This is a genomic window from Actinomadura sp. 3N508 (assembly GCF_044326375.1).
GTDB lineage: Bacteria > Actinomycetota > Actinomycetes > Streptosporangiales > Streptosporangiaceae > Spirillospora.
The window spans coordinates 342196-364406 of sequence record NZ_JBIRAX010000004.1 but is presented as its reverse complement, the minus strand read 5'-3'; the positions used below and the strand labels follow the sequence as shown (position 1 = coordinate 364406).

22 protein-coding genes are annotated in these 22211 nt (G+C 73.1%); 11 read left to right on the top strand and 11 right to left on the bottom strand.

Features of this window, described 5'->3' with window-relative positions:
* Positions 1 to 67 precede the first annotated feature (67 nt).
* Positions 68 to 862, top strand: coding sequence for a hypothetical protein (locus tag ACH34S_RS17095; RefSeq protein WP_395953631.1), 795 nt, complete (start codon positions 68 to 70; stop codon positions 860 to 862).
* On the opposite strand, the gene ACH34S_RS17090 is transcribed toward ACH34S_RS17095, so the two are convergent.
* Both ACH34S_RS17090 and ACH34S_RS17085 read right to left on the bottom strand, forming a co-directional pair.
* A complete protein-coding gene (locus ACH34S_RS17090; RefSeq protein ID WP_395953630.1) occupies positions 852 to 2942 on the bottom strand; it encodes a 3-hydroxyacyl-CoA dehydrogenase NAD-binding domain-containing protein in 2091 nt (696 codons plus the stop codon). The two genes, ACH34S_RS17095 and ACH34S_RS17090, sit on opposite strands and share 11 nt — an antisense overlap.
* Complete coding sequence (locus tag ACH34S_RS17085; RefSeq protein WP_395953629.1) at positions 2939 to 4141, bottom strand: thiolase family protein; 1203 nt, start codon at positions 4139 to 4141, stop codon at positions 2939 to 2941. Before ACH34S_RS17085 ends, ACH34S_RS17090 begins: the two co-directional genes overlap by 4 nt.
* Positions 4142 to 4291: 150 nt before the next feature.
* Here ACH34S_RS17085 and ACH34S_RS17080 point away from each other — a divergent pair, with 150 nt between their 5' ends.
* Entirely contained in the window at positions 4292 to 6010 is a 1719-nt protein-coding gene (locus tag ACH34S_RS17080) for an AMP-binding protein (protein WP_395953628.1), read from the top strand.
* Here the strand turns inward: ACH34S_RS17080 and ACH34S_RS17075 are convergent.
* From ACH34S_RS17075 to ACH34S_RS17065, 3 genes are all read right to left on the bottom strand, one after another.
* Positions 6007 to 7215: a sensor histidine kinase gene (locus ACH34S_RS17075; protein ID WP_395953627.1), complete on the bottom strand. Its 1209-nt coding sequence runs from the start codon at positions 7213 to 7215 to the stop codon at positions 6007 to 6009. The genes ACH34S_RS17080 and ACH34S_RS17075 overlap by 4 nt on opposite strands.
* On the bottom strand, positions 7212 to 7874 hold the full coding sequence (locus ACH34S_RS17070) for a response regulator transcription factor (RefSeq protein WP_395953626.1): 663 nt from the start codon (positions 7872 to 7874) through the stop codon (positions 7212 to 7214). Before ACH34S_RS17070 ends, ACH34S_RS17075 begins: the two co-directional genes overlap by 4 nt.
* Before the next feature lie 111 nt (positions 7875 to 7985).
* Positions 7986 to 8861 carry an SMP-30/gluconolactonase/LRE family protein gene (locus tag ACH34S_RS17065; protein WP_395953625.1) on the bottom strand — a complete coding sequence of 292 codons (876 nt, stop codon included), beginning with the start codon at positions 8859 to 8861 and terminating at the stop codon, positions 7986 to 7988.
* A gap of 335 nt (positions 8862 to 9196) precedes the next feature.
* Here ACH34S_RS17065 and ACH34S_RS17060 point away from each other — a divergent pair, with 335 nt between their 5' ends.
* The 5 genes from ACH34S_RS17060 (at position 9197) to ACH34S_RS17040 (ending at position 12977) form a co-directional block, all read left to right on the top strand.
* Entirely contained in the window at positions 9197 to 9622 is a 426-nt protein-coding gene (locus ACH34S_RS17060) for a hypothetical protein (protein ID WP_395953624.1), read from the top strand.
* Positions 9619 to 10662, top strand: a complete 1044-nt coding sequence (locus tag ACH34S_RS17055) for a peptidoglycan-binding protein (RefSeq protein WP_395953623.1) — start codon at positions 9619 to 9621, stop codon at positions 10660 to 10662. Before ACH34S_RS17060 ends, ACH34S_RS17055 begins: the two co-directional genes overlap by 4 nt.
* Positions 10659 to 11345 carry an ABC transporter ATP-binding protein gene (locus ACH34S_RS17050; protein ID WP_395953622.1) on the top strand — a complete coding sequence of 229 codons (687 nt, stop codon included), beginning with the start codon at positions 10659 to 10661 and terminating at the stop codon, positions 11343 to 11345. The genes ACH34S_RS17055 and ACH34S_RS17050 overlap by 4 nt, the downstream gene beginning before the upstream one ends.
* The gene (locus ACH34S_RS17045) at positions 11342 to 12535 is read left to right on the top strand and encodes an ABC transporter permease (protein WP_395953621.1); all 1194 of its coding nucleotides are present in this window, start codon (positions 11342 to 11344) and stop codon (positions 12533 to 12535) included. Before ACH34S_RS17050 ends, ACH34S_RS17045 begins: the two co-directional genes overlap by 4 nt.
* A 79-nt stretch (positions 12536 to 12614) precedes the next feature.
* Positions 12615 to 12977 (top strand): hypothetical protein, encoded by a 363-nt coding sequence (locus ACH34S_RS17040; RefSeq protein ID WP_395953620.1) that lies wholly within the window; start codon positions 12615 to 12617, stop codon positions 12975 to 12977.
* Between the two features lie 7 nt (positions 12978 to 12984).
* Here ACH34S_RS17040 and ACH34S_RS17035 read toward each other — a convergent pair whose 3' ends face one another.
* From ACH34S_RS17035 to ACH34S_RS17025, 3 genes are all read right to left on the bottom strand, one after another.
* Entirely contained in the window at positions 12985 to 14232 is a 1248-nt protein-coding gene (locus tag ACH34S_RS17035) for an HRDC domain-containing protein (RefSeq protein WP_395953975.1), read from the bottom strand.
* Between the two features lie 235 nt (positions 14233 to 14467).
* Positions 14468 to 15034: a DUF3000 domain-containing protein gene (locus ACH34S_RS17030; RefSeq protein ID WP_395953619.1), complete on the bottom strand. Its 567-nt coding sequence runs from the start codon at positions 15032 to 15034 to the stop codon at positions 14468 to 14470.
* A 157-nt stretch (positions 15035 to 15191) separates the two neighbouring features.
* A complete protein-coding gene (locus tag ACH34S_RS17025) occupies positions 15192 to 15392 on the bottom strand; it encodes a hypothetical protein (protein WP_395953618.1) in 201 nt (66 codons plus the stop codon).
* A 210-nt stretch (positions 15393 to 15602) separates the two neighbouring features.
* Between ACH34S_RS17025 and hemE the strand changes: the two genes are divergently transcribed.
* Entirely contained in the window at positions 15603 to 16610 is a 1008-nt protein-coding gene (hemE, locus tag ACH34S_RS17020; protein ID WP_395953974.1) for a uroporphyrinogen decarboxylase, read from the top strand.
* An 18-nt stretch (positions 16611 to 16628) separates the two neighbouring features.
* On the opposite strand, the gene ACH34S_RS17015 is transcribed toward hemE, so the two are convergent.
* A complete protein-coding gene (locus ACH34S_RS17015; RefSeq protein ID WP_395953617.1) occupies positions 16629 to 17639 on the bottom strand; it encodes a DUF4349 domain-containing protein in 1011 nt (336 codons plus the stop codon).
* Between the two features lie 146 nt (positions 17640 to 17785).
* On the opposite strand from ACH34S_RS17015, the gene hemG reads away from it, so the two are divergent.
* Together hemG and hemQ are read left to right on the top strand one after the other, a co-directional pair.
* The gene (gene hemG, locus ACH34S_RS17010; RefSeq protein WP_395953616.1) at positions 17786 to 19288 is read left to right on the top strand and encodes a protoporphyrinogen oxidase; all 1503 of its coding nucleotides are present in this window, start codon (positions 17786 to 17788) and stop codon (positions 19286 to 19288) included.
* Positions 19245 to 19943: a hydrogen peroxide-dependent heme synthase gene (gene hemQ / locus ACH34S_RS17005; protein ID WP_395953615.1), complete on the top strand. Its 699-nt coding sequence runs from the start codon at positions 19245 to 19247 to the stop codon at positions 19941 to 19943. The genes hemG and hemQ overlap by 44 nt, the downstream gene beginning before the upstream one ends.
* Before the next feature lie 24 nt (positions 19944 to 19967).
* Here hemQ and ACH34S_RS17000 read toward each other — a convergent pair whose 3' ends face one another.
* Both ACH34S_RS17000 and msrB read right to left on the bottom strand, forming a co-directional pair.
* On the bottom strand, positions 19968 to 20705 hold the full coding sequence (locus tag ACH34S_RS17000; protein WP_395953614.1) for a TIGR04222 domain-containing membrane protein: 738 nt from the start codon (positions 20703 to 20705) through the stop codon (positions 19968 to 19970).
* A complete protein-coding gene (gene msrB, locus ACH34S_RS16995; RefSeq protein ID WP_395953613.1) occupies positions 20590 to 20991 on the bottom strand; it encodes a peptide-methionine (R)-S-oxide reductase MsrB in 402 nt (133 codons plus the stop codon). Before msrB ends, ACH34S_RS17000 begins: the two co-directional genes overlap by 116 nt.
* A gap of 52 nt (positions 20992 to 21043) precedes the next feature.
* Here msrB and ACH34S_RS16990 point away from each other — a divergent pair, with 52 nt between their 5' ends.
* Positions 21044 to 22129, top strand: a complete 1086-nt coding sequence (locus ACH34S_RS16990; protein ID WP_395953612.1) for a DNA polymerase domain-containing protein — start codon at positions 21044 to 21046, stop codon at positions 22127 to 22129.
* Positions 22130 to 22211 lie beyond the last annotated feature (82 nt).

Below are 22211 nucleotides of genomic sequence, written 5' to 3'. Positions count from 1 at the left end.
GACCCGAGCGAGAATGTGCAGGGGGGCCGTCCGGCACCGGGCGGAAACCGCATGGGGGGTGACCCGCGTGACCGACCTTCCTTCCCGGCTCCGCCTGATGACCGACACGTCGCCCGCGGCCTGGCTTGAAGCGGAGATGGGCGATTTCGACGCGGACGTCCGAGCCCTGCTGCCGGGCCGGTTCGACGCCTATGCCCGCATCCTGCATCCCGCCGATTCGCCGCAGGGTGAGCCGGTCCCCTGGCGCGAGGTGGCCAGGTGGACGGGGCGCTCGATGCATCCGGGCGTCCAGTTCAAGGCGCTGGCCCGGCCGGCGCGCGGGGCGGGGGACGGCCCGCCGCCGTGGGACGAACCGCCCGAGCGCGGCGAGCTGCCGCAGCCGATGCTGAGCGCGCTGTGCGCCGTCCTCGCCCGCCACACCGGCACCGCGGACCGGTGCCGCTTCTGCCTGTGGGACGGCTGGTCCTGGATCGCCGACGCCGCGTCCTCGATGGTCCTGCTGGAGGCCCTGCCGGACGCGCCGGGGCCGGGCCGGAACGAGGCGGCGGCGATGGTGCCCGCGTTCGACGAGCTGCCGCGGGTCCGGCTGCCCTGGCGCGACTACGTGATGTTCGAGGGCCCGCTCGGCGCCGCCATGGAACTGGGGCAGCGCACGGCGGGGTCCTTCTTCCCGCAGTCGCCCAACCTGTTCTGGCCCGCCGACCGCTCATGGTGCGTCGCGACCGACGTCGACTTCGACTCGACCTACGCCGGCGGCCCGGCCGGGCTGATCGACGACCTGCTCGGCGACCCGGCCCTGGAGGCGGTCGGCGTGAAGCCGACCGACCCCATCGACGAGGACAGCGACCAGATCAACCGGTAGTGACGGAGGCTACCCCCGGCTCCAGGAAACGGCGCCCGGTCGCCTTTTCTGAAATGCCGGACCTGTCGAGGTACGGGGTGATCCCGCCGAGGTGGAACGGCCAGCCCGCGCCGAGGATCATGCAGAGGTCGATGTCCTGCGGGGCCGCGACGACGCCCTCGTCCAGCATGATGCGGATCTCGTCGGCGAGCGCGGCCAGCGCCCGGTCGAGGACCTGCTCCTCGCTGGACGGGCTGTCCCCGCCCCCGAAGATCTCCACGGCCTCCGGGTCGAGGGAGAAGTCGGGCAGGTACACGCCGGGCTTGCCGGCCGCGACCAGCTTCGCCAGGTTGTCCGACAGCGGGAACCGGTCCGGGAAGGCGGCGTGCAGGGTCTCGTTCACGTGCAGCGCGATCGCCGGGCCGACGAGCCCCATCAGCACGAACGGCGGCATCGGCAGGCCCAGCGGCTGCGCGGCCCGTTCGGCGGTCTCGATGGGCGTGCCCTCGTCCACCGCCCGGACGATCTCGGCGAGCAGCCGCAGCAGGACGCGGTTGACGACGAACGCCGGGGCGTCCTTCACCAGCACGCACGACTTCTTGAGCGCCTTCCCGGTCGCGAACGCGGTGGCCAGCGTGGCGTCGTCCGTCGCGGTGCCCCGGACGATCTCCAGCAGCGGCAGCACCGCGACCGGGTTGAAGAAGTGGAACCCGACCACGCGCTCGGGGTGCTTGAGCCCGGACGCCATCTCGCTGACCGACAGCGAGGAGGTGTTGGTCGCGAGGACGCATTCGGCCGAGACGTGCTCCTCGACCTCGGCGAACACCTTCCGCTTGACCGACATCTCCTCGAAGACGGCCTCGATGACGAAGTCGGCGTCGGCGAAGGCGTCCTTGCGGAGCGAGCCGCTGATCAGCGACTTGAGCCGGTTCGCCTTGTCGGGGGAGACGCGGCCCTTGCCGAGCAGCTTGTCGATCTCGCCGTGCGCGTAGCCGACGCCCTTGTCGATCCGCTCCTGGTCGAGGTCGGTCAGCACGACCGGGACCTCCATGCGGCGCGCGAACAGCAGCGCGAGCTGCGACGCCATCAGCCCGGCGCCGACGATCCCGACCTTGGTGACCGAGTAGGCGAGCGACGGGTCGGGCGCCCCGGCCGGCTTCTTCGCGCGCTTCTGGGTGAGGTCGAACGCGTACAGCCCGGCGCGCAGCTCGTCGCTCATGATGAGGTCGGCAAGTGCCTCGTTTTCCGCGGCGAAGCCTTCGTCGCGGGTGCGGTCCTTGGCGGCGGCGACCAGGTCGAGGGCCTTCAGGTAGGACGGGGCCGCGCCGTGGAGCTTGCCGTCGACGTTCCAGCGGGCCATGGCGACGGCGTCGTCCCACGCCTTGCCCGTGTCGACCGCCGCCCGCCGGACGGTGATCTCGCCGTTCAGGACGCGGGCCGTCCAGGAGAGCGACTCCTCCAGGAAGTCGGCCGGCTCGAAGATCGCGTCCGCGATGCCCAGCTCGTAGGCCTGCGGGCCCTTCAGCATCCGGTTCTGCGACATCGGGTTGTCGATGACGACCTTGAGCGCCTTCTCGGCGCCGATGAGGTTCGGGAGCAGGTACGTCCCGCCCCACCCGGGCACCAGGCCGAGGAACGTCTCGGGCAGCGCGAACGCCGGAACGCCGGACGAGATCGTCCGGTAGGTGCAGTGCAGCCCGAGCTCGACGCCGCCGCCCATCGCCGCGCCGTTGTAGTACGCGAACGACGGGACGTCCAGCTCCCCGAGCCGCCGGAACACATCGTGCCCGAGCCCGGCGATGGCCGCCGCGTCCTCCCGCTTCCGGACCAGCGGGACGCCGTTGAGGTCGGCGCCGACGGCGAAGATGAACGGCTTGCCGGTGACGCCGACGGCGGCGATGTCGTCGCGCGCGGCGATCGTGTCGAGGGCGGCGTCCAGCTCGGCGAGCCCGTTCGGGCCGAACGTGCTGGGCTTGGTGTGGTCGTGCCCGTTGTCGAGCGTGATGAGCGCGAGCGTGCCCGCGCCGAGGGGCAGCGTCACGTCCCTGACGTGGGCGTGCGTCACGACCTCGTCAGCGAAGAGTTCTCCGAAGCTGCTCACCGCGAGCCCTCCCAATTGGCGTTCTCCCACAGAACCGTTCCGCCCATGCCCATGCCCACGCACATCGTGGTCAGTCCGAACCGGACGTTTCGGCGCTCCCCAAATAGGCGGGCGAGCTGGTTCATCAGCCGGACGCCGGACGAGGCCAGCGGATGCCCGAGCGCGATCGCGCCGCCCCACGGGTTCACGCGCGCGTCGTCGTCGGCGAGCTTGAAGTGCTCCAGGAACGCCAGCACCTGCACCGCGAACGCCTCGTTGATCTCGATGAGGCCGATGTCGTCCATGGTCAGCGCGTTGCGGGCGAGGAGCTTCTCGGTCGCGGGGACGGGCCCGACGCCCATCACCTCCGGGTCGACGCCCGCGAACGCGAAGTCGACCAGGCGCATCTTCGGGGTGAGGCCGAGCTCGGCGGCGACGTCCTCGGCGGCCAGCAGGCAGGCGGTGGCGCCGTCGTTCAGCCCGGCGGCGTTCCCGGCCGTGACGTTGCCGTGCACCCGGAACGGCGTCTTCAGCTTGGCCAGGTCGTCCAGCGTGGTGCCGGGACGCGGCGGCTCGTCCTCCGTCGCGAGCCCCCAGCCCTTCTCCGCCGACCGGATCGCGGTCGGCACGAGGTCGGGCTGGATCTTCCCGGCGGCGTAGGCGGCGGCGACCTTCTGCTGGCTCCGGACGGCGTAGGCGTCCGCGCGGTCCTTGGTGATCCCGGGGAAGCGGTCGTGCAGGTTCTCCGCCGTCGAGCCCATGACGAGGGCGGACGGGTCGACGAGCTTCTCGGCGAGGAACCGCGGGTTCGGGTCGACGCCCTCGCCCATCGGGTGCCGCCCCATGTGCTCGACGCCGCCCGCGATGGCGACGTCGTACGAGCCGAACGCGATCCCGGCGCCGGTCGTGGTGACGGCCGTCATCGCGCCCGCGCACATCCGGTCGATCGCGAACCCGGGGACGCTCTTCGGCAGCCCGGCCAGCACGGCGGCGGACCGCCCGATGGTGAGGCCCTGGTCGCCGGTCTGGGTGGTGGCGGCGACGGCGACCTCGTCCACCCGCTCGGGCGGCAGGGACGGGTTGCGGCGCAGCAGCTCGCGGATCGCGCGGACGACCATGTCGTCGGCTCGGGTCTGCGCGTACAGGCCCTTGGGGCCCGCCTTGCCGAACGGTGTGCGTACGCCGTCGACGAACACGACGTCGCGTGCGGTGCGAGGCACGGGGTCGTCCTCCCTGCGATGGGTCCGGTGTGCTCCTGACCGCCATGCTACTCGTCAGTAACCACTGACCTTCGGATCGCCGCGCACCTGGCCTTGTCCGGCAGGTGAACCGGTGGATAGCGTGGCGTGAAATCGCCGGAGGAGGCCGCGGTGACGCATGCGAGGCCCGCGTACCGGCCGGGAATGCGCCGGCGGATCGGGCACATCCGCGATCTCGCCGCCCTCCTGCTGAGGACCGGGCTGCTGTTCGCCGGCGGCCCCCGCCGGATCGGCCGGCAGCTGCGCGCCCTCCGGCGCTGGGGCACCACCCTCGCCGGGCTGGTCGCCTCGTCCGCCGCCCGCTCCCCGTCCCGCCTCGCGCTGATCGACGACGACGGCGCCGTCACCTTCGCCGAGCTCGACGAGCGCGCCGCGCGGCTCGCCGCCGGGCTGCCGCTGCCCGGCCCGCGCCCGCGCGTCGGGGTGCTGTGCCGCAACCACCGCGGGATGGTCGAGACGCTCGTCGCGTGCAGCCGGCGCGGCGCCGAGGTCGTCCTGCTCAACACCGGCTTCGGCACCGGCCAGCTCCGCGCCGTGCTCGGCGAGCTGCGGCCCGACCTGATCGTCGCCGACACCGAGTTCGCGCCGCTGCTCGCCGACGTGCCCCTCGCGCTGCGCCGGACGGTCCGGTGGACCGACCGCGACCCCGGCCTGGACGCGATCGTCCGGTCCGTCCCGGCGGACGACGCCGCAGACGCGCCGCGGCGCATCCAGGGCCGCACCATCATGCTCAGCTCCGGGACCACCGGACGGCCGAAGGGCGCCCGCCGCCCGCCCCGCCCCGGGCTCTGGCCGCTCGCCTCGATGACGTCCCGGATCCCGCTGCGCGCCCGCCAGACGATGATCATCGAGGCGCCGCTGTTCCACACCTGGGGGTACGCCGCGCTGCAGATGGCGTGGGCGCTGCGGGCACCGGTCGTCCTGCACCGCCGGTTCGACCCCGAGCGGACGCTGCGGGCGATCGCCTCCCACCGCGAGACGGCCGTGTTCGCCGTCCCGGTGATGCTCCAGCGCATCCTGGACCTCGCGCCCGAGGTCCGCGCGCTCTACGACACGTCCTCGCTGCGGATCCTGGCGCTCAGCGGCGCCGCGCTGCCCGGCGACCTCGCCACCCGGTTCATGGACGAGTTCGGCGACCGGCTCTACAACGTGTACGGCTCGACAGAGGTGTCCTGGGTGTCCATCGCCACCCCGCGCGACCTGCGGCTCGACCCGCGCACCGCCGGGCGGCCGCCCCGCAACACCGCGCTGGAGATCCGCGACGCGCAGGGCGGGCGGCTCGGCCGCGGCGCCATCGGGCAGATCTTCGCCGCGAACGAGCTGCTGTTCGAGGGGTACACGGGCGGCGAGCCGATGCAGGTCCGCGACGGGCTGCTCGCCACCGGCGACCTCGGGCACATCGACGAGCGCGGGCTGCTGTTCGTGGCCGGGCGCGGCGACGGCGTGATCGTGTCGGGCGGCGAGAACGTCGTCCCCCGCGACGTGGAGGACGCGCTGCTGCGGATGCCGGAGATCCACGAGGTCGCCGTGGTCGGCGTGCCCGACGACGCGTGGGGGCAGCGGCTCGCGGCGTACGTCGTCCTGCGGTCCGGGGCGCGGCTGGAGGCGGAGAAGGTCCGCGAGTACGTGCGCGCCCACGTCGCCCGGTACGCGGTGCCGCGCGAGGTGCACTTCATCCCCGAGCTGCCCCGCAACGCGACCGGAAAGGTCGTGCACCGCTGGCTGGCCGCGCGTCCGAGCCGTCCCGCACCGGAGGGCCGCGTCGAATGGCCGCGCCCCGGCCGTCACGCGCAGGCGCAGCAGCCGCCCACCGCCGAGGCGGCGAGCTAGGGCACCCCGGCCAGCGCCGGGACGGGCCGCTCGGACACGGGCAGCCGCACGGTGATCGACAGCCCGCCGCCGTCCCGCGGGACCGTCTCGATCGTGCCGCCGTGCGCCTCGACCACCGCCCGGACGATCGACAGCCCGAGACCCGTGCCGTCCGCCGACCCCGTCCGGTCCCGGTCGGGGCGCAGCCGCCGGAACGGCTCGAAGATCGCCTCCACCTCGTACGACGGGACGGGCCGCCCCGTGTTCACGACCTGCAAGAACGCCGCGCCGTCCCGCACCCCGGTGCGGACCCACACCCGCCCGTCCTTCACGTTGTACTTGAGCGCGTTCTCCAGCAGGTTCACCGCGCAGCGCTCCAGCAGGACGGGATCGCCGGTCACGACCACGGGCGCCAGCCGCGCCTCCACGTCCACGCCCGCCTCCCCGGCCAGGTCGTCGAGATGGCCGAGCGCGCCCTGCACCACGTCCGGCAGCGGCGTCGCGGTCCGGGCGGCCAGGTCCCGCTCGGACCGGGCCAGCGTCAGCAGCCCGTCGATGAGCCGCTCGTGCCGGGCGGTGTTGCCGAGCAGCACGTCCGCGAGCGCCTTCGTCTCCGGCGGGCTCTTCCGGCTCGCGAGCGCGACCTCCAGCACCGTCCGGTTGATGGTCAGCGGCGTGCGCAGCTCGTGCGAGGCGTTCGCGACGAAGCGCCGCTGGACGTCGAACGCTCGGTTCAGCCGGTCCAGCATCCGGTTGAACGTCTCCGCCAGGTCCTTGATCTCGTCCTGCGGGCCGTCCAGCGCGATCCGCTCGTGCAGATTGCTCTCCGACAGCCGCCGCGCCGTCGCCGTCACCGCGTGCAGCGGGCGCAGCATCCGCCCCGCCACCACATACCCGATCGCCACCGCGAGGACCCCGAGCACCAGCATCGTGACCAGCGAGCTCTGCAGCAGCTGCTCCAGCACCTCGCGCTTCTGCTCGGCGACCCGCCGGTTCGCCTCCGCCTTCAGCTCCACCAGCGCGCTCACGTCACCCCGCGACGCCAGGTCCCGCAGCCGCGTGAACGCCGCCGGGTTGACGTCGTCCCCCGCCACCGTGAGGCGCTGGTCCATGGTGTGGACGGTCAGCAGATACGTCACCGCGACCAGAACCGCCGAACTGACGAGATACAGCGACCCGTACACCAACGTAAGCCGCGTCCGCACACTCAGCCGGGGCACCGTCATCGGGCCTCCAACCGGTATCCGGAGCCCGTCACCGTCTCGATCACCGGCGGCGCGCCCAGCTTGCGGCGCAGCGTCGCCATCGTGACCCGGACGATGTTGCTGAACGGGTCGATGTTCTCGTCCCACGCGCGCTCCAGCAGCCGCTCCGCGCTCACGACACCGCCCTCCGCCCGCATCAGCTCCTCCAGCACGGCGAACTCCTTCTTCGTCAGCCGCAGCTCCCGGCCGTCGCGCGCCACCTTCCGCCGGTGCGGATCGAGCCGGATGCCGCGCCGCTCCAGCACCGGCGGCACCGGCGGCCCGGACCTGCGCGCCAGCGCCCGCACCCGCGCCACCAGCTCACCGAACACGAACGGCTTCGGGAGATAGTCGTCGGCGCCGAGGGACAGCCCGTCCACCCGGTCGCCGACGTCGCCGGACGCGGTCAGCATCAGGATCCGGACAGGACTCCGCCGCGCCACCAGGTCGCGGCACACGTCGTCGCCGTGCACGGTCGGCAGGTCGCGGTCGAGGACCACCACGTCGTACTCGTTGTAGGACGCCCGCTCCAACGCGTCGTCGCCGTCGTACACCACGTCGACGGCCATCGCCTCTTCGCGGAGCCCCTCGGCGATCGCGTCCGCGAGCACCCGCTCGTCCTCGACGATCAGAACACGCATGCCGCCGAGCATGACCGGCGGGAGGTTAAACGCCGGTAAGGAAACCCGGCGGCGACACCGGCGGCGGGTTCACCCCGCCGCCGGCACCGCGCCGGGGACGCCGGACAAAGGTCACGATTGGACGGCGATGATGTCGTACGGCGTGTCCGGGGCCGGCGGAGTGCTGAACCGGGCGTTCGGGAGATACAGCGTGTTCCCGGACTTCGCCACGGTCGTGGGAACGTCGAACCGCGGATCGGTCAGCTTCTTGACGACCTTCCCCGCGGTGGCGTCCTCGTTCAGCTCGATGACGGCCACGGTGTTGAGCGCGTTCTGCACGGCGTACAGGGTCTTGCCGTCGAGCAGGATCCCGTCGCCGGCGGTCAGGACCTCGCCGCCCAGGTCGATCGTCTTCGCGACACCGGTCTGCGCGTCGACCTTGAAGATCTTGCCGGTGTTGGACTGGATGACGATCAGCGACTTGCCGTCCGGCAGCGCGGCGATCCCGTTGGCGTTGAACCCCTGCTGGAAGACGAGGTCGCCGCTCAGCGGGATGGTCTTCACGTCCGCGGCGTCGTCCTCGTCGAGCGGGATCCGGTAGAGCTGGGGATTGGTCGAGTCGGTCAGGTACGCGCCGTCCGCGCCGACGGTGACGTCGTTGACGAACGCCGTCTTCGTCGTGAGCTTGAACGACCGCAGGATCGCCCCGGTCCGCGTGTCGACGATGCGCGCGTCACCGCCGCGCCCGCCGGCCACGTACAGCCGGTGCCCCTGCGTCTTCATGCCGAGCGAGGGCGTCCCCGTCGCCGGGGTGATCACCTGCCCCTCGCCGGTGCGCAGATCGGCCCGGTAGATCGCCCCCGTGGCCCGCGAGCCGAGGAACGCCACCTTCCCGGGCCCGGCCGCGATCCCCTCGGGCTGGAACCCCGCCGGCAACGCGATCCGGTCCGGCGGCGCCGCCACGTCCCCGTGCGCGGACGCCCCGAGGGGAACCAGAACCCCGACCATCAGTGCAGTGCTGAGAATTCGAGACCACATGGCATCAACGTCCCGCACGAGCCCTTCGGGAGCCAGACCCATTACCCCGGGCGCACCGCCATACACCCGCTGAACACCTGCTCAGCGCCGCGATGGCACGCATTATCGGCACGCTCAGCCAATGCCACCCCCCTCTGACTTCCCCCACACGGTTAATGCGGGTTTAACGCCTTGGGCGGTGTTCTTGGGCTTCGTCCGGGGTGCGTGGCCTCGGTGGAGAGGGCGTGATGAGGGGTCGGGTGTGGGCCGTGATGATCGCGGTCGTGTTCGTGGTCGCCGGGTGTGGGAGTGATGAAGGGGGTGGAGTGGCGAGTGTCGGTGGGGCGGCGGCGGCCAAGGGGTCGGCGTCGGCGTCGGCCTCGCTTTCGCCGGAGGACGCGCAGCTTAAGTTCGCGCAGTGCATGCGCGAGAACGGGGTGGACGTTCCCGATCCCGGCGGTGACCAGAAGTCGATGCGGCTGGGCAAGGGGAACGACCGGAAGAAGCTTGAGGCGGCGCTGGAGAAATGCAGGTCGTGGCTCAAGGCCGGGGGGAAGATGCCCGATCTCAAGGACCCGAAGACCCGTGACCAGTACGTCAAGTTCGCGCAGTGCATGCGCGAGCACGGGGTGGACGTCCCCGACCCGGGGCCGGACGGGCAGATCAAGATTCCTTCGGGGGCCGTCAGCCCGGAAGCGGTCGAGAAGGCGCGGAAGGCGTGCAGGGGGAGCCTGCCAGGGGCCGCGAAGTGAGGCGCGGGGTCGTGGCGGGCGGTGTGGCCGTCGTGGTGGTGGTCGGCGGGGGAAGCGCGCTGGCCTGGACGGCGGAGGGCGGTGAGGCCCGGGCCGGGAACGCGGCGAAGCTGCGGGCCGTCGCCGTCAGCCGGGGGGATCTTGTCGACACCGAGACGGTCGACGGGAAGCTCACCCATGACGGTGTCCGCGAGGTGTGGGCGGGCGCGTCCGGGGTCGTGACGTGGGCGCCCGGGCAGGGGGCGGTGGTCAAGCGGGGCGGGACGCTGCTGAGAGTCGCGGGGGAGCCCGTCACGCTCATGTACGGCGGCAGTCCCATGTACCGGGTGCTCAAGAACGGTGACTCGGGGAACGATGTTCGGCAGCTAGAGAGGAATCTTCGGGCGCTCGGTTATGGCGGCTTGACCGTGGACGAGGAGTTCACCGCGGCCACTGAGAACGTTGTTAAGGAGTGGCAGGACGATCGCGGGCTTGAGCAGACCGGAATGGTCGATGGTGCGCAGGTCGTCTTCCTGGATGGGGCTGTGCAGATCCGGGAGGTCAAGGCGCCGGAAGGGAAGCAGGCGGTCAAAGGGCAGCCCGTTCTTACCGTGGCCGGGACCCGGCGGGTCGTTCGTGTCGATCTGGACGCCGACAGGCAGGATCTCGCGCGGAAAGGCGCGAAGGTCTCCGTGGAACTGCCGGGCGGGAAGAAGGTCGAAGGGACGATCAGCGATGTCGGCGAGGTCGCGGAGAGCACGGGGGAGGGGCAGGAGAAGAAGACCACGATCGGCGTCGAGATCTCCCTCGGCGGCGCCGGGACAGGGCGGTTCGACGAGGCGCCGGTCAGCGTCGAGCTGGAGAGCGAGCGCCGGGAGGGCGTCCTGTCGGTGCCGGTGGAGGCGCTGCTGGCGCTGCGCGAGGGCGGCTTCGGCGTCGAGGTCATGGACGGCGGGCGGCGGCTCGTCGCCGTGGAGGCCGGGGCGTTCGGCGGCGGGCGGGTCGAGATCGCCGGGGCCGGGATCGCCGAAGGCGTCCGGGTCGGGGTGCCCGCCGAATGAGCATCGTGGAGCTGGCAGGGGTGGCCAAGGAGTACGCGGGCGGCGTCGCGGCGCTGCGCGGCGTGGACCTGGTGATCGAGGCGGGGGAGCTGGCCGCGATCGTCGGGCCCTCGGGATCCGGGAAGTCGACGCTGCTGCACATGATCGGGACGCTGGACCGTCCGACCAGGGGCACCGTGCGGGTCGCCGGGCACGAGGTGGCGAGGCTGAGCGACCGGGCCCTGTCGGCGCTGCGGGCGCGGCATATCGGGTTCGTGTTCCAGCAGTTCCATCTGGCGGCGGGGGTGAGCGCGCTCGACAACGTCGCCGACGGGCTCCTGTACAGCGGGGCCGGGCTGCGGGAGCGCAGGGAGCGGGCCAGGGACGCGCTTGAGCGGGTCGGGCTCGGGCAGCGGGCCGGGCACCGGCCGCACGAGCTGTCGGGCGGCGAGCAGCAGCGGGTCGCGGTGGCGCGGGCCGTCGTGGGCGAGCCGGGCCTGCTGCTGGCCGACGAGCCGACCGGCAACCTCGACTCCGCGGCGGGCGCCGAGGTGCTCGCACTGCTGGACGAGCTGAACCGCGCCGGGACCACCGTCGCGATCATCACGCACGACCTGGACGTGGCGGCCGCGGCGCGGCGCCGGGTCCGGGTCCTGGACGGCCTGATCGTGGCCGACGAGCGGGCGGAGGCCGGCAGCCGATGAAGACGGAGCTGGAGCCTGCGCGGCTCGGGCCGGTGGACGTGCTGCGCGTCGGGCTGGGCGGGCTGCGGGCGCGTCCGGCGCGGGTGGTGCTGTCCGCGCTCGGCATCGCGATCGGGATCGCCACGATGGTCGCGGTGATCGGGATCTCCTCGTCCGGGAAGGAGGATCTGCTGCGGCGGCTCGACCGGCTCGGCACGAACCTGCTGACGGCCAGGCCCGGCGACACGCTGTTCGGTGACAAGGCCGCTTTGCCGCAATCGGCGCCCGAGATGGTGCGGCGGATCGGGCCCGTCACGGCGGTCGGCGCTACGGGAGCGGTATCTGCGAGTGTCCGCCGCACCGACAAGATCCCGGAGGAGGTCACGCACGGCATCTCCGTCCAGGCCGCGACGCCGGACCTGCTCGGCACCCTCGGCGTCCAAACGGCGAGCGGGCGCTGGCTGAATGCCGGTACCGCGCGTTATCCGAGTGTCGTGCTCGGCGCGGAGGCGGCGCGGCGGCTCGGGCTGGACCGGGCGGGCGGGCAGGTGTGGATCGGCGGGCGCTGGTTCGTCGTCCTCGGCGTCCTGCGGCCCGCGGAGCTGGCGCCGGAGATCGACCGCTCCGCGCTCGTCGGCTGGGACGCGGCACGCCGCTACCTGGGCTTCGACGGGCATCCGACGACGATCTACGAGCGGTCGGCCGACGCGTCCGTCAACGAGGTCAGAGACGTTCTGGCCCGGACGGTCAACCCGGAGCACCCCGAGGAGGTCCAGGTCAGCCGGCCCTCGGACGCGCTGGCGGCCAAGGCCGCGGCGACCGGCGCGTTCACCGGGCTGCTCCTCGGGCTCGGCGCGGTCGCGCTGCTCGTCGGCGGTGTCGGCGTCGCGAACACGATGGTGATCTCGGTGCTGGAGCGGCGCCGCGAGATCGGGCTGCGCCGCTCGCTCGGCGCGACGCGCGGGCAGGTCCGGACGCAGTTCCTGGCCGAGTCGCTGCTGCTGTCGGCGCTCGGCGGCGCGGCGGGCGTCCTGCTCGGCGCGGCGGTGACCATCGGATTCGCGCTCTGGAAGGGCTGGCCGCCGGTCGTGCCCGGGTGGGCGCTCGGCGGCGCGCTCGCCGCGACGCTCGCGATCGGGACCGTCGCGGGCCTGTATCCGGCGATGCGCGCGGCGCGGCTGCCCCCGACCGCGGCCCTGGCCACCGCCTGACCCTGGCGACGCGCTTGCCAACCGGTGCATGATTGGGACGCCGATGCCGTCTCGCCTGGGGGGAGGTGACTCCACAGCCATGCCGGTGCCACGTCCGCTCCGCGAACGCTGCCGTGAGTTCCTCGGGATCGAAGAAGAGATCCGCTACATCTTTCCCGCGCAGGCCTACGGCGGGGGAGCCGGTTTCATCTTCGTCATCACCGACGAGCAGATCTCGGTGATCTCCACCGGCGCGATCAGCCGCACCACGCCGAAGAGCGTCTGGGGCGGCTATCCGCGCGGCAGCCGGCTCGGGCCGGTGGAGACCAGCACGACCCCGGCGTTCCATTTCGCGGGCGCGGACTTCGAGATCGACGACGAGTACATCGCGGTCGTCAACGCGGCCGACGCGGAGATCTTCGACCGCGACAGCCTCCCGAAGGACCCGCTCCCCGACCTGTGATCCGGGGTCAGAGGTCGCCCTTGAACTCGAGGCGGTGGAAGGCGCGGGCGAGGGGCTGCGCGGTGAGCTCCACCTGCCAGCGGCGGGCGCCGAGCTCGCGGAGGGTAGCGGCGACCGCCGACGCGGACGCCTCCGGCGGCGGCGTCCAGGCCAGCCGGCGGACGGAGTCGGGCTGGATGAGGTTCTCCGACGGCATGGAGTGCTCGTCGGCGAGCGCGGCGATGACCGCGCGGGCGGCGGTGAGGCGCTTGGCGGCCTCGGGGTCGCGGTCGGCCCAGCGGTGCGCGGGCGGCGGGCCGTCGCCGGGGACGGTCGGCTCGGGCAGCCCGCGGTCGGTGAGGTCGCGGGCGCGGGCGATGGCGCGCAGCCACGCGGACTGGTGCCGGCGGGCGCCGCGGCCCCGCATCGTCGGCAGCGCCTGCAGTTCGGCGGGCGTGCGCGGGGCGCGTTGCGCCAGCTCGATGATCGCGGCGTCCTGCAGCACCCGGCCGGGGGACAGGTCCCGCTCGCGGGCGATCTTGTCGCGGGCCTCCCAGATCTCCCGGACGGTGGCGAGCGCCCGCCGGTTCCGCACCCGGTGGATCCCGGACGTGCGGCGCCACGGGTCGGCCCGCGGCGGCTTCGGCGGCGTCGTCAGGATCGCCGCGAACTCCTCCAGGGCCCACTCCAGCTTGCCCTCGGCCTCCAGCTCGGCCTGCAGCGCGTCGCGCAGCTCGACCAGCAGCTCGACGTCCAGCGCGGCGTAGCGGAGCCAGTCCTCCGGGAGGGGGCGCGTCGACCAGTCGGCGGCCGAATGCCCCTTCTCCAGCAGGAAGCCCAGCACGTTCTCGACCATGGATCCGAGCCCGACGCGCGGATACCCGAGCAGCCGCCCCGCCAGCTCGGTGTCGAACAGCCGCCGCGGGACGAGGCCGACCTCGGCCAGGCAGGGCAGATCCTGGTTGGCGGCGTGCAGGACGAGCTCGGCGTCGGCGATCGCGGCGTCCAGGCCGGACAGGTCGGGCAGCGCGATCGGGTCGATCAGCGCCGTGCCCGCGCCCGCGCGGCGCAGCTGGATCAGGTAGGCGCGCTGCCCGTAGCGGTAGCCGGACGCCCGCTCGGCGTCGACGGCGACCGGTCCGGCGCCCGCGGCGAACGCGGCGATGACACGTTCCAGTTCGGCGTCGTCGGTGATGACGGGCGGGACGCCCTCGCGCGGTTCCAGCAGCGGGACGGGCGGCGGGCCGCCGCCGGTGTCCTCGGCCGGCTCCCGCACGGCCTGCTCTGGAACGGTCCCGGACCGCGTCGCGGCCGTGGTATCAGCACCGGTGTCCCGTTCGGGGCCGGTGGCGCGCGTTTCGGACACTCCCACAGAACCTTTTTCATCCTCGGGTCGACGAGCCGTGCGCGGCTTCCGGGACACCGGCGGACGAGAAGGGCTGCCAGCCTCCGTGTGCACTTCCGCCGCCTCGGTCTCGGACGCTGTGCTCACGCCCCCTACCGTACGTCGCTCAGCCGCCTGCCCCGCCAGGGCGGTCCGGCAGCGCGGCGACGCCGGACGGCGGCAGGCCCGCCGTCGTGCACATCACCTCGCACCAGGCCCGCACATGCGGGGCGAGATCATCGCCCGTCGGGGACCACGACGCGCGCAGCTCCAGCTCGGTCGTGGACGGCTCGCCGCGCTTGTCGCCGAAGCTCTCCGACACCGCCCGGGTGATCGTCCCGGACTCGCCCGCGTACCCGGCCGGTTCCAGCGCCTCGAGCAGCCAGTCCCACGCGACGGAGCCGATCAGCTCGTCGGCGGCGATCTCGGGCTCCAGGTCGGCGCGGATGTAGGCCACGATGCGGAACCCGTTCGTCCAGCCGCTCTCGCCGTCCGGGTCGTACAGGACGATGAGGCGCCCCATGGCGATCTCGGTGTCGTCGTCGCGGTAGACGCTGCCGGACAGCGCGGCGGCGTAGGGCGCCAGGCTCTGCGGGGCGGGCATGTCCTCCAGGTCGAGTTCTGGACGGACGCCGGGCCCGTCGAGGATTTCCTGGAGCGTGCCGAGGGCCCGCTCGAAGGCAGGTGGGTTCATGGATGGACCGGCCTGATCGCGGGGGTGTGGTCGGATGCGGGGGAGTGGTTCGGGACGGTGCTGCTCTGGCCGGCGATGCCGGAACGGAGCGGCGGCGGCAGAACGCGGAGGGGAAGCGGGCACGGCACAGGTGGTTTCGTCTCGGGGGCCGGGCCGCTCAGGCGACGGCCCGCACGGTGGCGGCGCGGCCGGTGGGCGCGCCGGACGCCAGGGCTGCCAGGGCGGGCGCGGCGGGGACCCCGATGGCGCCGGGCGCGGTCAGCGGCGAGCCGACCATGACGGCCGTGCCGCACTCCACGCAGGCCCGCTCGGGGCACTCCTCACCATGACCGTCCGGACACGGCGGCTGCTCGAACATACGTTCATCACCGCAGGTGGAGCAGTACAAGGGGGACCTCCCTCGGCTATGACACGCATCACGTTCGCACGCGCGGGTGACAGAATGCGGGACTTCGCTCGGCGTGTCCGGAAGTTCGTGCCGGTCCGGGGCCCGTTCCCGTGCTTTCTCACCGTTTTTTCGTGGGACGATCGCGTGGTGACCGACAGCACCGCGACCGACAGCCCCTTCCTGCTGGCATGCCGCCGGCGTCCGGTGCCGCACACGCCCGTGTGGTTCATGCGGCAGGCCGGCCGTTCGCTGCCCGAGTACCTGCGCGTCCGCGACGGCGTGCCGATGCTGGAGTCCTGCGCCCGCCCCGACATGATCGTCGAGATCACGCTGCAGCCGGTGCGCCGCTACGCGGTGGACGCGGCGATCTTCTTCAGCGACATCATGGTGCCGCTCAAGGCCATCGGCGTGGACCTCGACATCAAGCCGGGCGTGGGCCCCGTCATCGCCGACCCGATCCGCGACGCGTCCGGTGTGGCGGCGCTGCGGCCGCTCGTGCCGGACGACGTCCCGTACGTGACCGAGGCCGTCCAGGGCCTGGTCGGGGAGCTCGGCGCCACCCCGCTGATCGGCTTCGCCGGGGGCCCGTTCACGCTCGCCTCGTACCTGATCGAGGGCGGGCCGTCCAAGAGCCACGAGCGCACCAAGGCCCTGATGTACGGCGAGCCCGAGCTGTGGGCCGACCTCATGGCCCGGCTCGCCGACCTCACGATCGCGTTCCTGAAGGTGCAGGTCGCGGCGGGGGCGAGCGCCGTGCAGCTGTTCGACTCGTGGGTCGGCGCGGTCGCCGCGCAGGACTACCGCGAGTCCGTGCTGCCGCACACCCAGCGGATCTTCGCCGAGATCGAGCCGCTCGGCGTCCCGCGCATCCACTTCGGCGTCGGGACGGGCGAGCTGCTCGGCCCGATGGGCGAGGCCGGGGCGGACGTCGTCGGCGTCGACTGGCGGGTCCCGCTCGACGAGGCCGTCAGCCGCGTCCCGCACGGCAAGGCACTGCAGGGCAACCTCGACCCGGCGATCCTGTTCGCCCCGTGGGAGACCATCGAGAGCCGGGCCCGGGACGTGCTCGCCCGCGGCCGCACCGCCGAGGGCCACATCTTCAACCTGGGGCACGGCGTGTCGCCGGCCACCGACCCGGACGTGCTGGCCCGCCTCGCGGACCTCGTCCACGAGGCGAGCACCCTTTAGCACGCACAGGGACACGCTCTAAGCGGGCGGCGGAGGCCCCTTCGGGGCTTTCGGGCCCGACGGACCGGAGCCGGCGGTGGCGTTCCCCGGCGCCGGGGCCGGCTGCTGGGTGCCCGGCCCGCCGCCGGGCGCGGGCGGGCGGGAGCCGATCCCGAACCGTGCGCGCAGCCGGTGCCGGAACATCACCAGCGGCGTGGCGATCACCGCGGCCAGGACGAGGAACGGCAGCAGCCAGGCCAGCAGGATGGCGATGCCGCCGAGGAACGTGGCGAAGGCGTTCCAGCCGTCGCCGAGCGCGTCCACGAAGCCGCCCTCGTCGTCCTTCTCCTTGGGCGGCTCGGGCTTGGTCACCAGCGTGACGGTCACCGTCGCGTACTGGGTGCTGCTCCTGAGCGCCTTCTCGCGCGCCTGCAGCGCCTCCAGGTCCGACTCCCGCTCCGCGATCTCCTGCTCGACGTTGATGATCTCGCTGACGGAGTTCGCCCGCTCCAGCAGCTTGCGGAACGAGACGAGCGTCGCCTCGGCGGAGCGGACGCGGGCCTGCACGTCCGCGACCTCGCCCGTGACGTCCTCGGCCTCCTGGGTCAGCGACAGCTTGCTGCCGAGCTGCGTGCTGAGCTGGTTCAGCAGTTCCGTGTACCGGGGGGTGGGGATCTTCAGCGCGATCTCGGAGCGGGCCGGGTCGGTCGAGCTCGACTCCCGCTCGATGTAGCCGCCGGCCGCCGTCACCAGCTGCTTGGCCTTGGTGGCGGAGGCGTCCACGTCATCGGCCCTGACCCGGAGCCGCGCCGTGTGGACGACCTCGCGCGCGGCGGCGAGGGGCGCCCGCGTCGTCGTCCCGGCGCCGGGCGCCTCGTTCCTGCCCGCCCCCGGCTGGGCCTCCGGCGCGGCAGGGCCGCCTTTGTCCACGGCCCGTGACTCGCTGCCGCCGCTGTCGCTGCCGCCGCTGCTGCAGGCGGCCAGCGTCCCGGCGAGCAGGAGCACGACCATCACGTACGCGACCTGCCTGACATTCCTGACGATCCGCATGCGGCTTGGACGGAGATGACACAGGTCACAGTTCCGGCGGACGCGTCGCGATCAGGGCACGAACCGGGCACACGGACATCACGGCCGCCTCCCGCCCGCACCGGACCCGGTGCGCGATGCCGCGCGGCGTCTGGGAGGCTTGGAACATGTCCACGTCCCACGCCGTCGTCGTCGGGGGCGGCATCGCGGGGCTCACCGCCGCGCGCCTGCTCGCCCGCGAGGGCGTGCGCGTGACCGTGCTGGAGGGCTCCCCGCGCATCGGCGGCAAGCTGCACGTGAGCGAGATCGCCGGGATCCCGGTGGACGAGGGCGCGGAGGCGATGCTCGCCCGCCGCCCGGAAGGCCTCGACCTGGTCGAGGAGCTCGGGCGTGGCGACGATCTCGTGAACCCCGGCACCACCTCCTCGGCGATCTTCAGCCGGGGCGCGCTGCGGACGATCCCGTCCGGGCAGGTGATGGGCGTGCCGTCCGACCTGCGGGCGCTGGCCGCCTCCCAGGTGCTGTCCCCGGCGGGGCTGGCGCGCGTCCCGCTGGACCTCGTCCTGCCGGAGACGCGGCGCGGCGCCGACGTATCCGTCGCCGCGTTCATCGGCGCCCGCGTCGGCCGCGAGGTCGTCGACCGGCTCGTCGAGCCGCTGCTCGGCGGCGTGTACGCGGGACGCGCCGACCTGCTGTCGTTCGACTCGACGCTGCCCGCCGTCGCCGCCGCCGCGCGCACCCACCGCTCGCTGATCGGCGCCGTCCAGGGCGTCCGGGACGCCGCGCCCAAGAACCCCGGCCCGGTGTTCGCCACCCTCCCGGACGGGCTCGGCACCCTCCCGCACCTGGTCGCCGACGACATCGCCGCCGCCGGAGGCACGGTCAGGACGGGCGCGACCGTCCGCGAGCTGCGCCGCCGCGACGGCGGCTGGCGGCTCACCATCGGCCCCACCCGCGACCCCGAGTACCTGGACGCCGACGCCGTCGTGATCGCCGTCCCGGCCGCGCCCGCGTCCCGGCTCCTCAAGCCGGACGTCCCCGCCGCCGCCCGCGAGCTCGCCGATATCGAGTACGCCAGCATGGCGATCGTCACGCTCGCCTACCGGACCACCGCGTTCCCGCGCCTCCCCAAGGGCAGCGGCTACCTCGTCCCCGCCGTGGAGAGCGATCCCGAGCGCGGCGGACGCGGCGTCAAGGCCGTCACGTTCAGCTCGATAAAATGGCCTCACCTGCGCGAACACGGCTCCGGCATGATCGCGGTCCGCTGCTCCATCGGGCGGTTCGGCGAGGAGCGCACGCTCCAGCGGCCCGACGACGAGCTGACCGCCACCGCGATGGCCGAGCTGGCCGCGACCTGCGGCGTCACCGAGCTGCCCGAGGACAGCCGGGTGACCCGCTGGGGCGGCGGACTCCCGCAGTACAACGTGGGCCACGCCGACCGCGTGGCCAGGATCCGGGCCGCGGTCGCCGGGCAGCCGGGCCTCGCCGTCGCGGGCGCCGCCTACGACGGCCTGGGCATCCCCGCGTGCATCGCCTCCGCGCGCGCGGCCGCCACCCGGATCCTGGACGACCTGCGGAGCCGAGACCCGCGCGGCGGAGACCCGCGCAGCCGAGAAGGAGCAGATCATGACGCAGCCGGCGGGCAAGCCGAAGGCACGCGAACTCAATGACGTCATCCGCTACACGATGTGGTCGGTGTTCCGGCTCGCGAACCCCGGCTCGGTCGGCGAGCGCGACGCCGCCGAGGTCCAGGACCTCCTCGACCAGGCCGCCCAGAAGGACGTGACCACCCGCGGCGCCTACGACGTCGCCGGGCTGCGCGCCGACGCCGACTACATGTTCTGGTGGCACGCGCCGACCTCCGACGACCTCCAGGAGACCTACACCCGGTTCCGCCGGACGTTCCTGGGCCGCAACAGCGAACCGGTGTGGTCGCAGATGGCGCTGCACCGCCCGGCCGAGTTCAACAAGAGCCACATTCCCGCGTTCCTCGCCGACGAGGAGCCGCGCGCGTACGTGTGCGTGTACCCGTTCGTCCGGTCCTACGAGTGGTACCTGCTGCCGGACGAGGAGCGCCGCGCGATGCTCGCCGAGCACGGCAAGATGGCGCGCGAGTACCCCGACGTCCGGGCCAACACGGTGGCGTCGTTCGCGCTCGGCGACTACGAGTGGATGCTGGCGTTCGAGGCCGACGAGCTGCACCGCATCGTCGACCTGATGCGCCACCTGCGCGGCGCGCGGGCCCGGATCCACACCCGCGAGGAGATCCCGTTCTACACGGGCCGCCGCAAGCCGGTCGCCGAACTCGTCGCCGGCCTCGCCTGACCGTCCCGTGATCGCGGAGGCCCGCTAGTCGCCGCCCCCCGAGCCGCCTCCGTAATCGCCTGCGTCGAAGCCGGGGTCGGACCGGTTGCCGGCTCCCAGGTTCCGGTGCCCACGGTGCCGGTCGCGGGGCAGCGCGATCGGTTTCGGGTCCTTTGCCTGGAGGATCGCGCGGAGCCTGGCGTCCTCGACGCCGTCCGGCCCGAGCACGGCGAGCCGTCCGGCCTGGGACGCGCCCGGCTCCCCGATGAGGCTCCGGCGCAGCGCCCGGCCCCGCCGGGTGGGGCGCCTGCCGCGCATCAGCCCGGCCTCGCGCAGCGCGTCCGCGACGGCGAGCGCCGCCGCCGACTCCGCGGCCTCCGCGATCACCTGGCCGAGCGGCCGCCCGGCGTTGGGGATCGCGGTGAGCACCGCCTCCTCCACCGGATCGCCGGGCTCGCGCACCACGGCGCCGGCCCGGCGCGTGGCCCTGGAGATCCGGATGGCGCGCCGCTCGTACAGGGCGAGCACCGCGACCAGGACGACCCTGGACGGCCCGCCGCACAGATACGCGGTCGTGTAACGGTCGAGCTCGTCCAATGTGCCCCCTCGCGACGCGCCGTCGTCCAAGAGGACGTTCCGGCAACCGTGGCGGTTGCCTGCCCGGCCCCTATTCCGCGGGTTCGAGGGTGAGGGAGATCGAGTTGATGCAGTAGCGGTCGTCGGTGGGCGTGTCGTAGCCCTCGCCGTGGAAGACGTGCCCAAGATGCGAGTCGCACACCGCACAGCGCACCTCCGTGCGGACCATGCCGAGCGTGCGGTCCTCGATCAGGGTGACCTTGTCGGAGTCGGACGGCGCGTAGAACGACGGCCAGCCGCAGTGGCTCTCGAACTTGGTCTCCGAGCGGAACAGCTCCGTCCCGCAGGCGCGGCACCGGTACACGCCGACGGTCTTGGTGTCGGTGTACTCGCCGGTGAAGGGCTTCTCGGTACCGGCCTCCCGCAGCACGTGGAACTCCTCGGGGCTGAGCTCCGCCCGCCACTCATCCTCGCTCTTGCGGATCTTCTCCATACCGTCGACGGTACCCGCCGCCCTGTCCGACCAGTGGGTTAACGTGCTGGGTATGGCCTCGCCCTACATCGAGATCCCGGTCGGGGATCGGCTCGTCAAGGTGTCCAACCCCGACAAGGTCTACTTTCCCGAGCACGGCTACACCAAGCGGCAGCTCGTGGAGTACTACCTGGCCGTGGGGGAGGGCATCCTGCGCGCCACCCGCAACCGCCCGACGACGCTGGAGCGCTGGCCCGCCGGCGTCTTCGAGGGTGCCCGCATGGCCACCCGCGAAGACTACGCGCGCGGTCAGGCGGGCGTGGGGGGCGCGGGCAAGTCCGACGCGTTCTACCAGAAGCGCGTCCCCAAGGGCGCGCCCGACTGGGTGAAAACGTCGCGCATCGCGTTCCCCAGCGGCCGCTCCGCCGACGAGGTCCGCCCGACGGAGGTCGCCGTGATCGCGTGGGCGGCCAACCTCGGCACGCTGACGTTCCACCCGTGGCCCGTCCGCGACGGCGACGTCGACCATCCCGACGAGCTGCGCATCGACCTCGACCCGCAGCCCGGCACCGACTTCTCCGACGCCGTCCGCGTCGCGCTCGGCCCGGCCCGCGAGCTGCTCGCCGAGCTGGGGCTCACCGGCTTCGTGAAGACGTCCGGGAAGGGCGGCGTGCACATCTACGTCCGGATCGAGCCGCGCTGGACGTTCACCGAGGTCCGCCGGGCCGCGCTGGCGTTCGGCCGCGAGGTGGAGCGCCGGGCTCCGGCCGAGGTCACCACCCGGTGGTGGAAGGAGGAGCGCGGCGAGCAGGTCTTCATCGACTACAACCAGAACGCCCGCGACCGGACGATCGCGTCCGCCTACAGCGTCCGGCCCGCCCCGCACGCGCCCGTCTCGGCGCCCGTGACCTGGGACGAGCTCGCCGACGCCGACCCGCACGACTTCACCATCGCCACCATGCCCGCCCGCTTCGCCAAGCTCGGCGACCTGCACGCCGCGATCGACGACGAGTCGTTCTCCCTCCAGGGCCTCCTCGACCTCGCCGACCGCGACGAGCGCGACCACGGCCTCGGCGACATGCCGTATCCGCCGAACTATCCGAAGATGCCGGGCGAGCCGAAACGCGTCCAGCCGAGCAAGGACACCGACAACCGCTGACCGCGGAAAGTCCGGGGTTCCTGGGGCACCCGTGTGGTGTATTTCACTGGCCGATTCCGGACGGGGAAGGTGTCGCGCGGTG

Bases quoted from the DNA above. Each gene is read 5' to 3' on its own strand.
- ACH34S_RS17075 (WP_395953627.1), bottom strand. From the start codon at position 7,215: ATGACGGTGCCCCGGCTGAGTGTGCGGACGCGGCTTACGTTGGTGTAC.
- ACH34S_RS17065 (WP_395953625.1), bottom strand. From the start codon at position 8,861: ATGGTCGGGGTTCTGGTTCCCCTCGGGGCGTCCGCGCACGGGGACGTG.
- ACH34S_RS17040 (WP_395953620.1), top strand. From the start codon at position 12,615: ATGCCGGTGCCACGTCCGCTCCGCGAACGCTGCCGTGAGTTCCTCGGG.
- ACH34S_RS17070 (WP_395953626.1), bottom strand. From the start codon at position 7,874: ATGCGTGTTCTGATCGTCGAGGACGAGCGGGTGCTCGCGGACGCGATC.
- ACH34S_RS16990 (WP_395953612.1), top strand. From the start codon at position 21,044: ATGGCCTCGCCCTACATCGAGATCCCGGTCGGGGATCGGCTCGTCAAG.
- hemQ (WP_395953615.1), top strand. From the start codon at position 19,245: ATGACGCAGCCGGCGGGCAAGCCGAAGGCACGCGAACTCAATGACGTC.
- ACH34S_RS17030 (WP_395953619.1), bottom strand. From the start codon at position 15,034: ATGAACCCACCTGCCTTCGAGCGGGCCCTCGGCACGCTCCAGGAAATC.
- ACH34S_RS17025 (WP_395953618.1), bottom strand. From the start codon at position 15,392: ATGTTCGAGCAGCCGCCGTGTCCGGACGGTCATGGTGAGGAGTGCCCC.
- ACH34S_RS17050 (WP_395953622.1), top strand. From the start codon at position 10,659: ATGAGCATCGTGGAGCTGGCAGGGGTGGCCAAGGAGTACGCGGGCGGC.
- msrB (WP_395953613.1), bottom strand. From the start codon at position 20,991: ATGGAGAAGATCCGCAAGAGCGAGGATGAGTGGCGGGCGGAGCTCAGC.
- ACH34S_RS17015 (WP_395953617.1), bottom strand. From the start codon at position 17,639: ATGCGGATCGTCAGGAATGTCAGGCAGGTCGCGTACGTGATGGTCGTG.
- ACH34S_RS17045 (WP_395953621.1), top strand. From the start codon at position 11,342: ATGAAGACGGAGCTGGAGCCTGCGCGGCTCGGGCCGGTGGACGTGCTG.
- hemG (WP_395953616.1), top strand. From the start codon at position 17,786: ATGTCCACGTCCCACGCCGTCGTCGTCGGGGGCGGCATCGCGGGGCTC.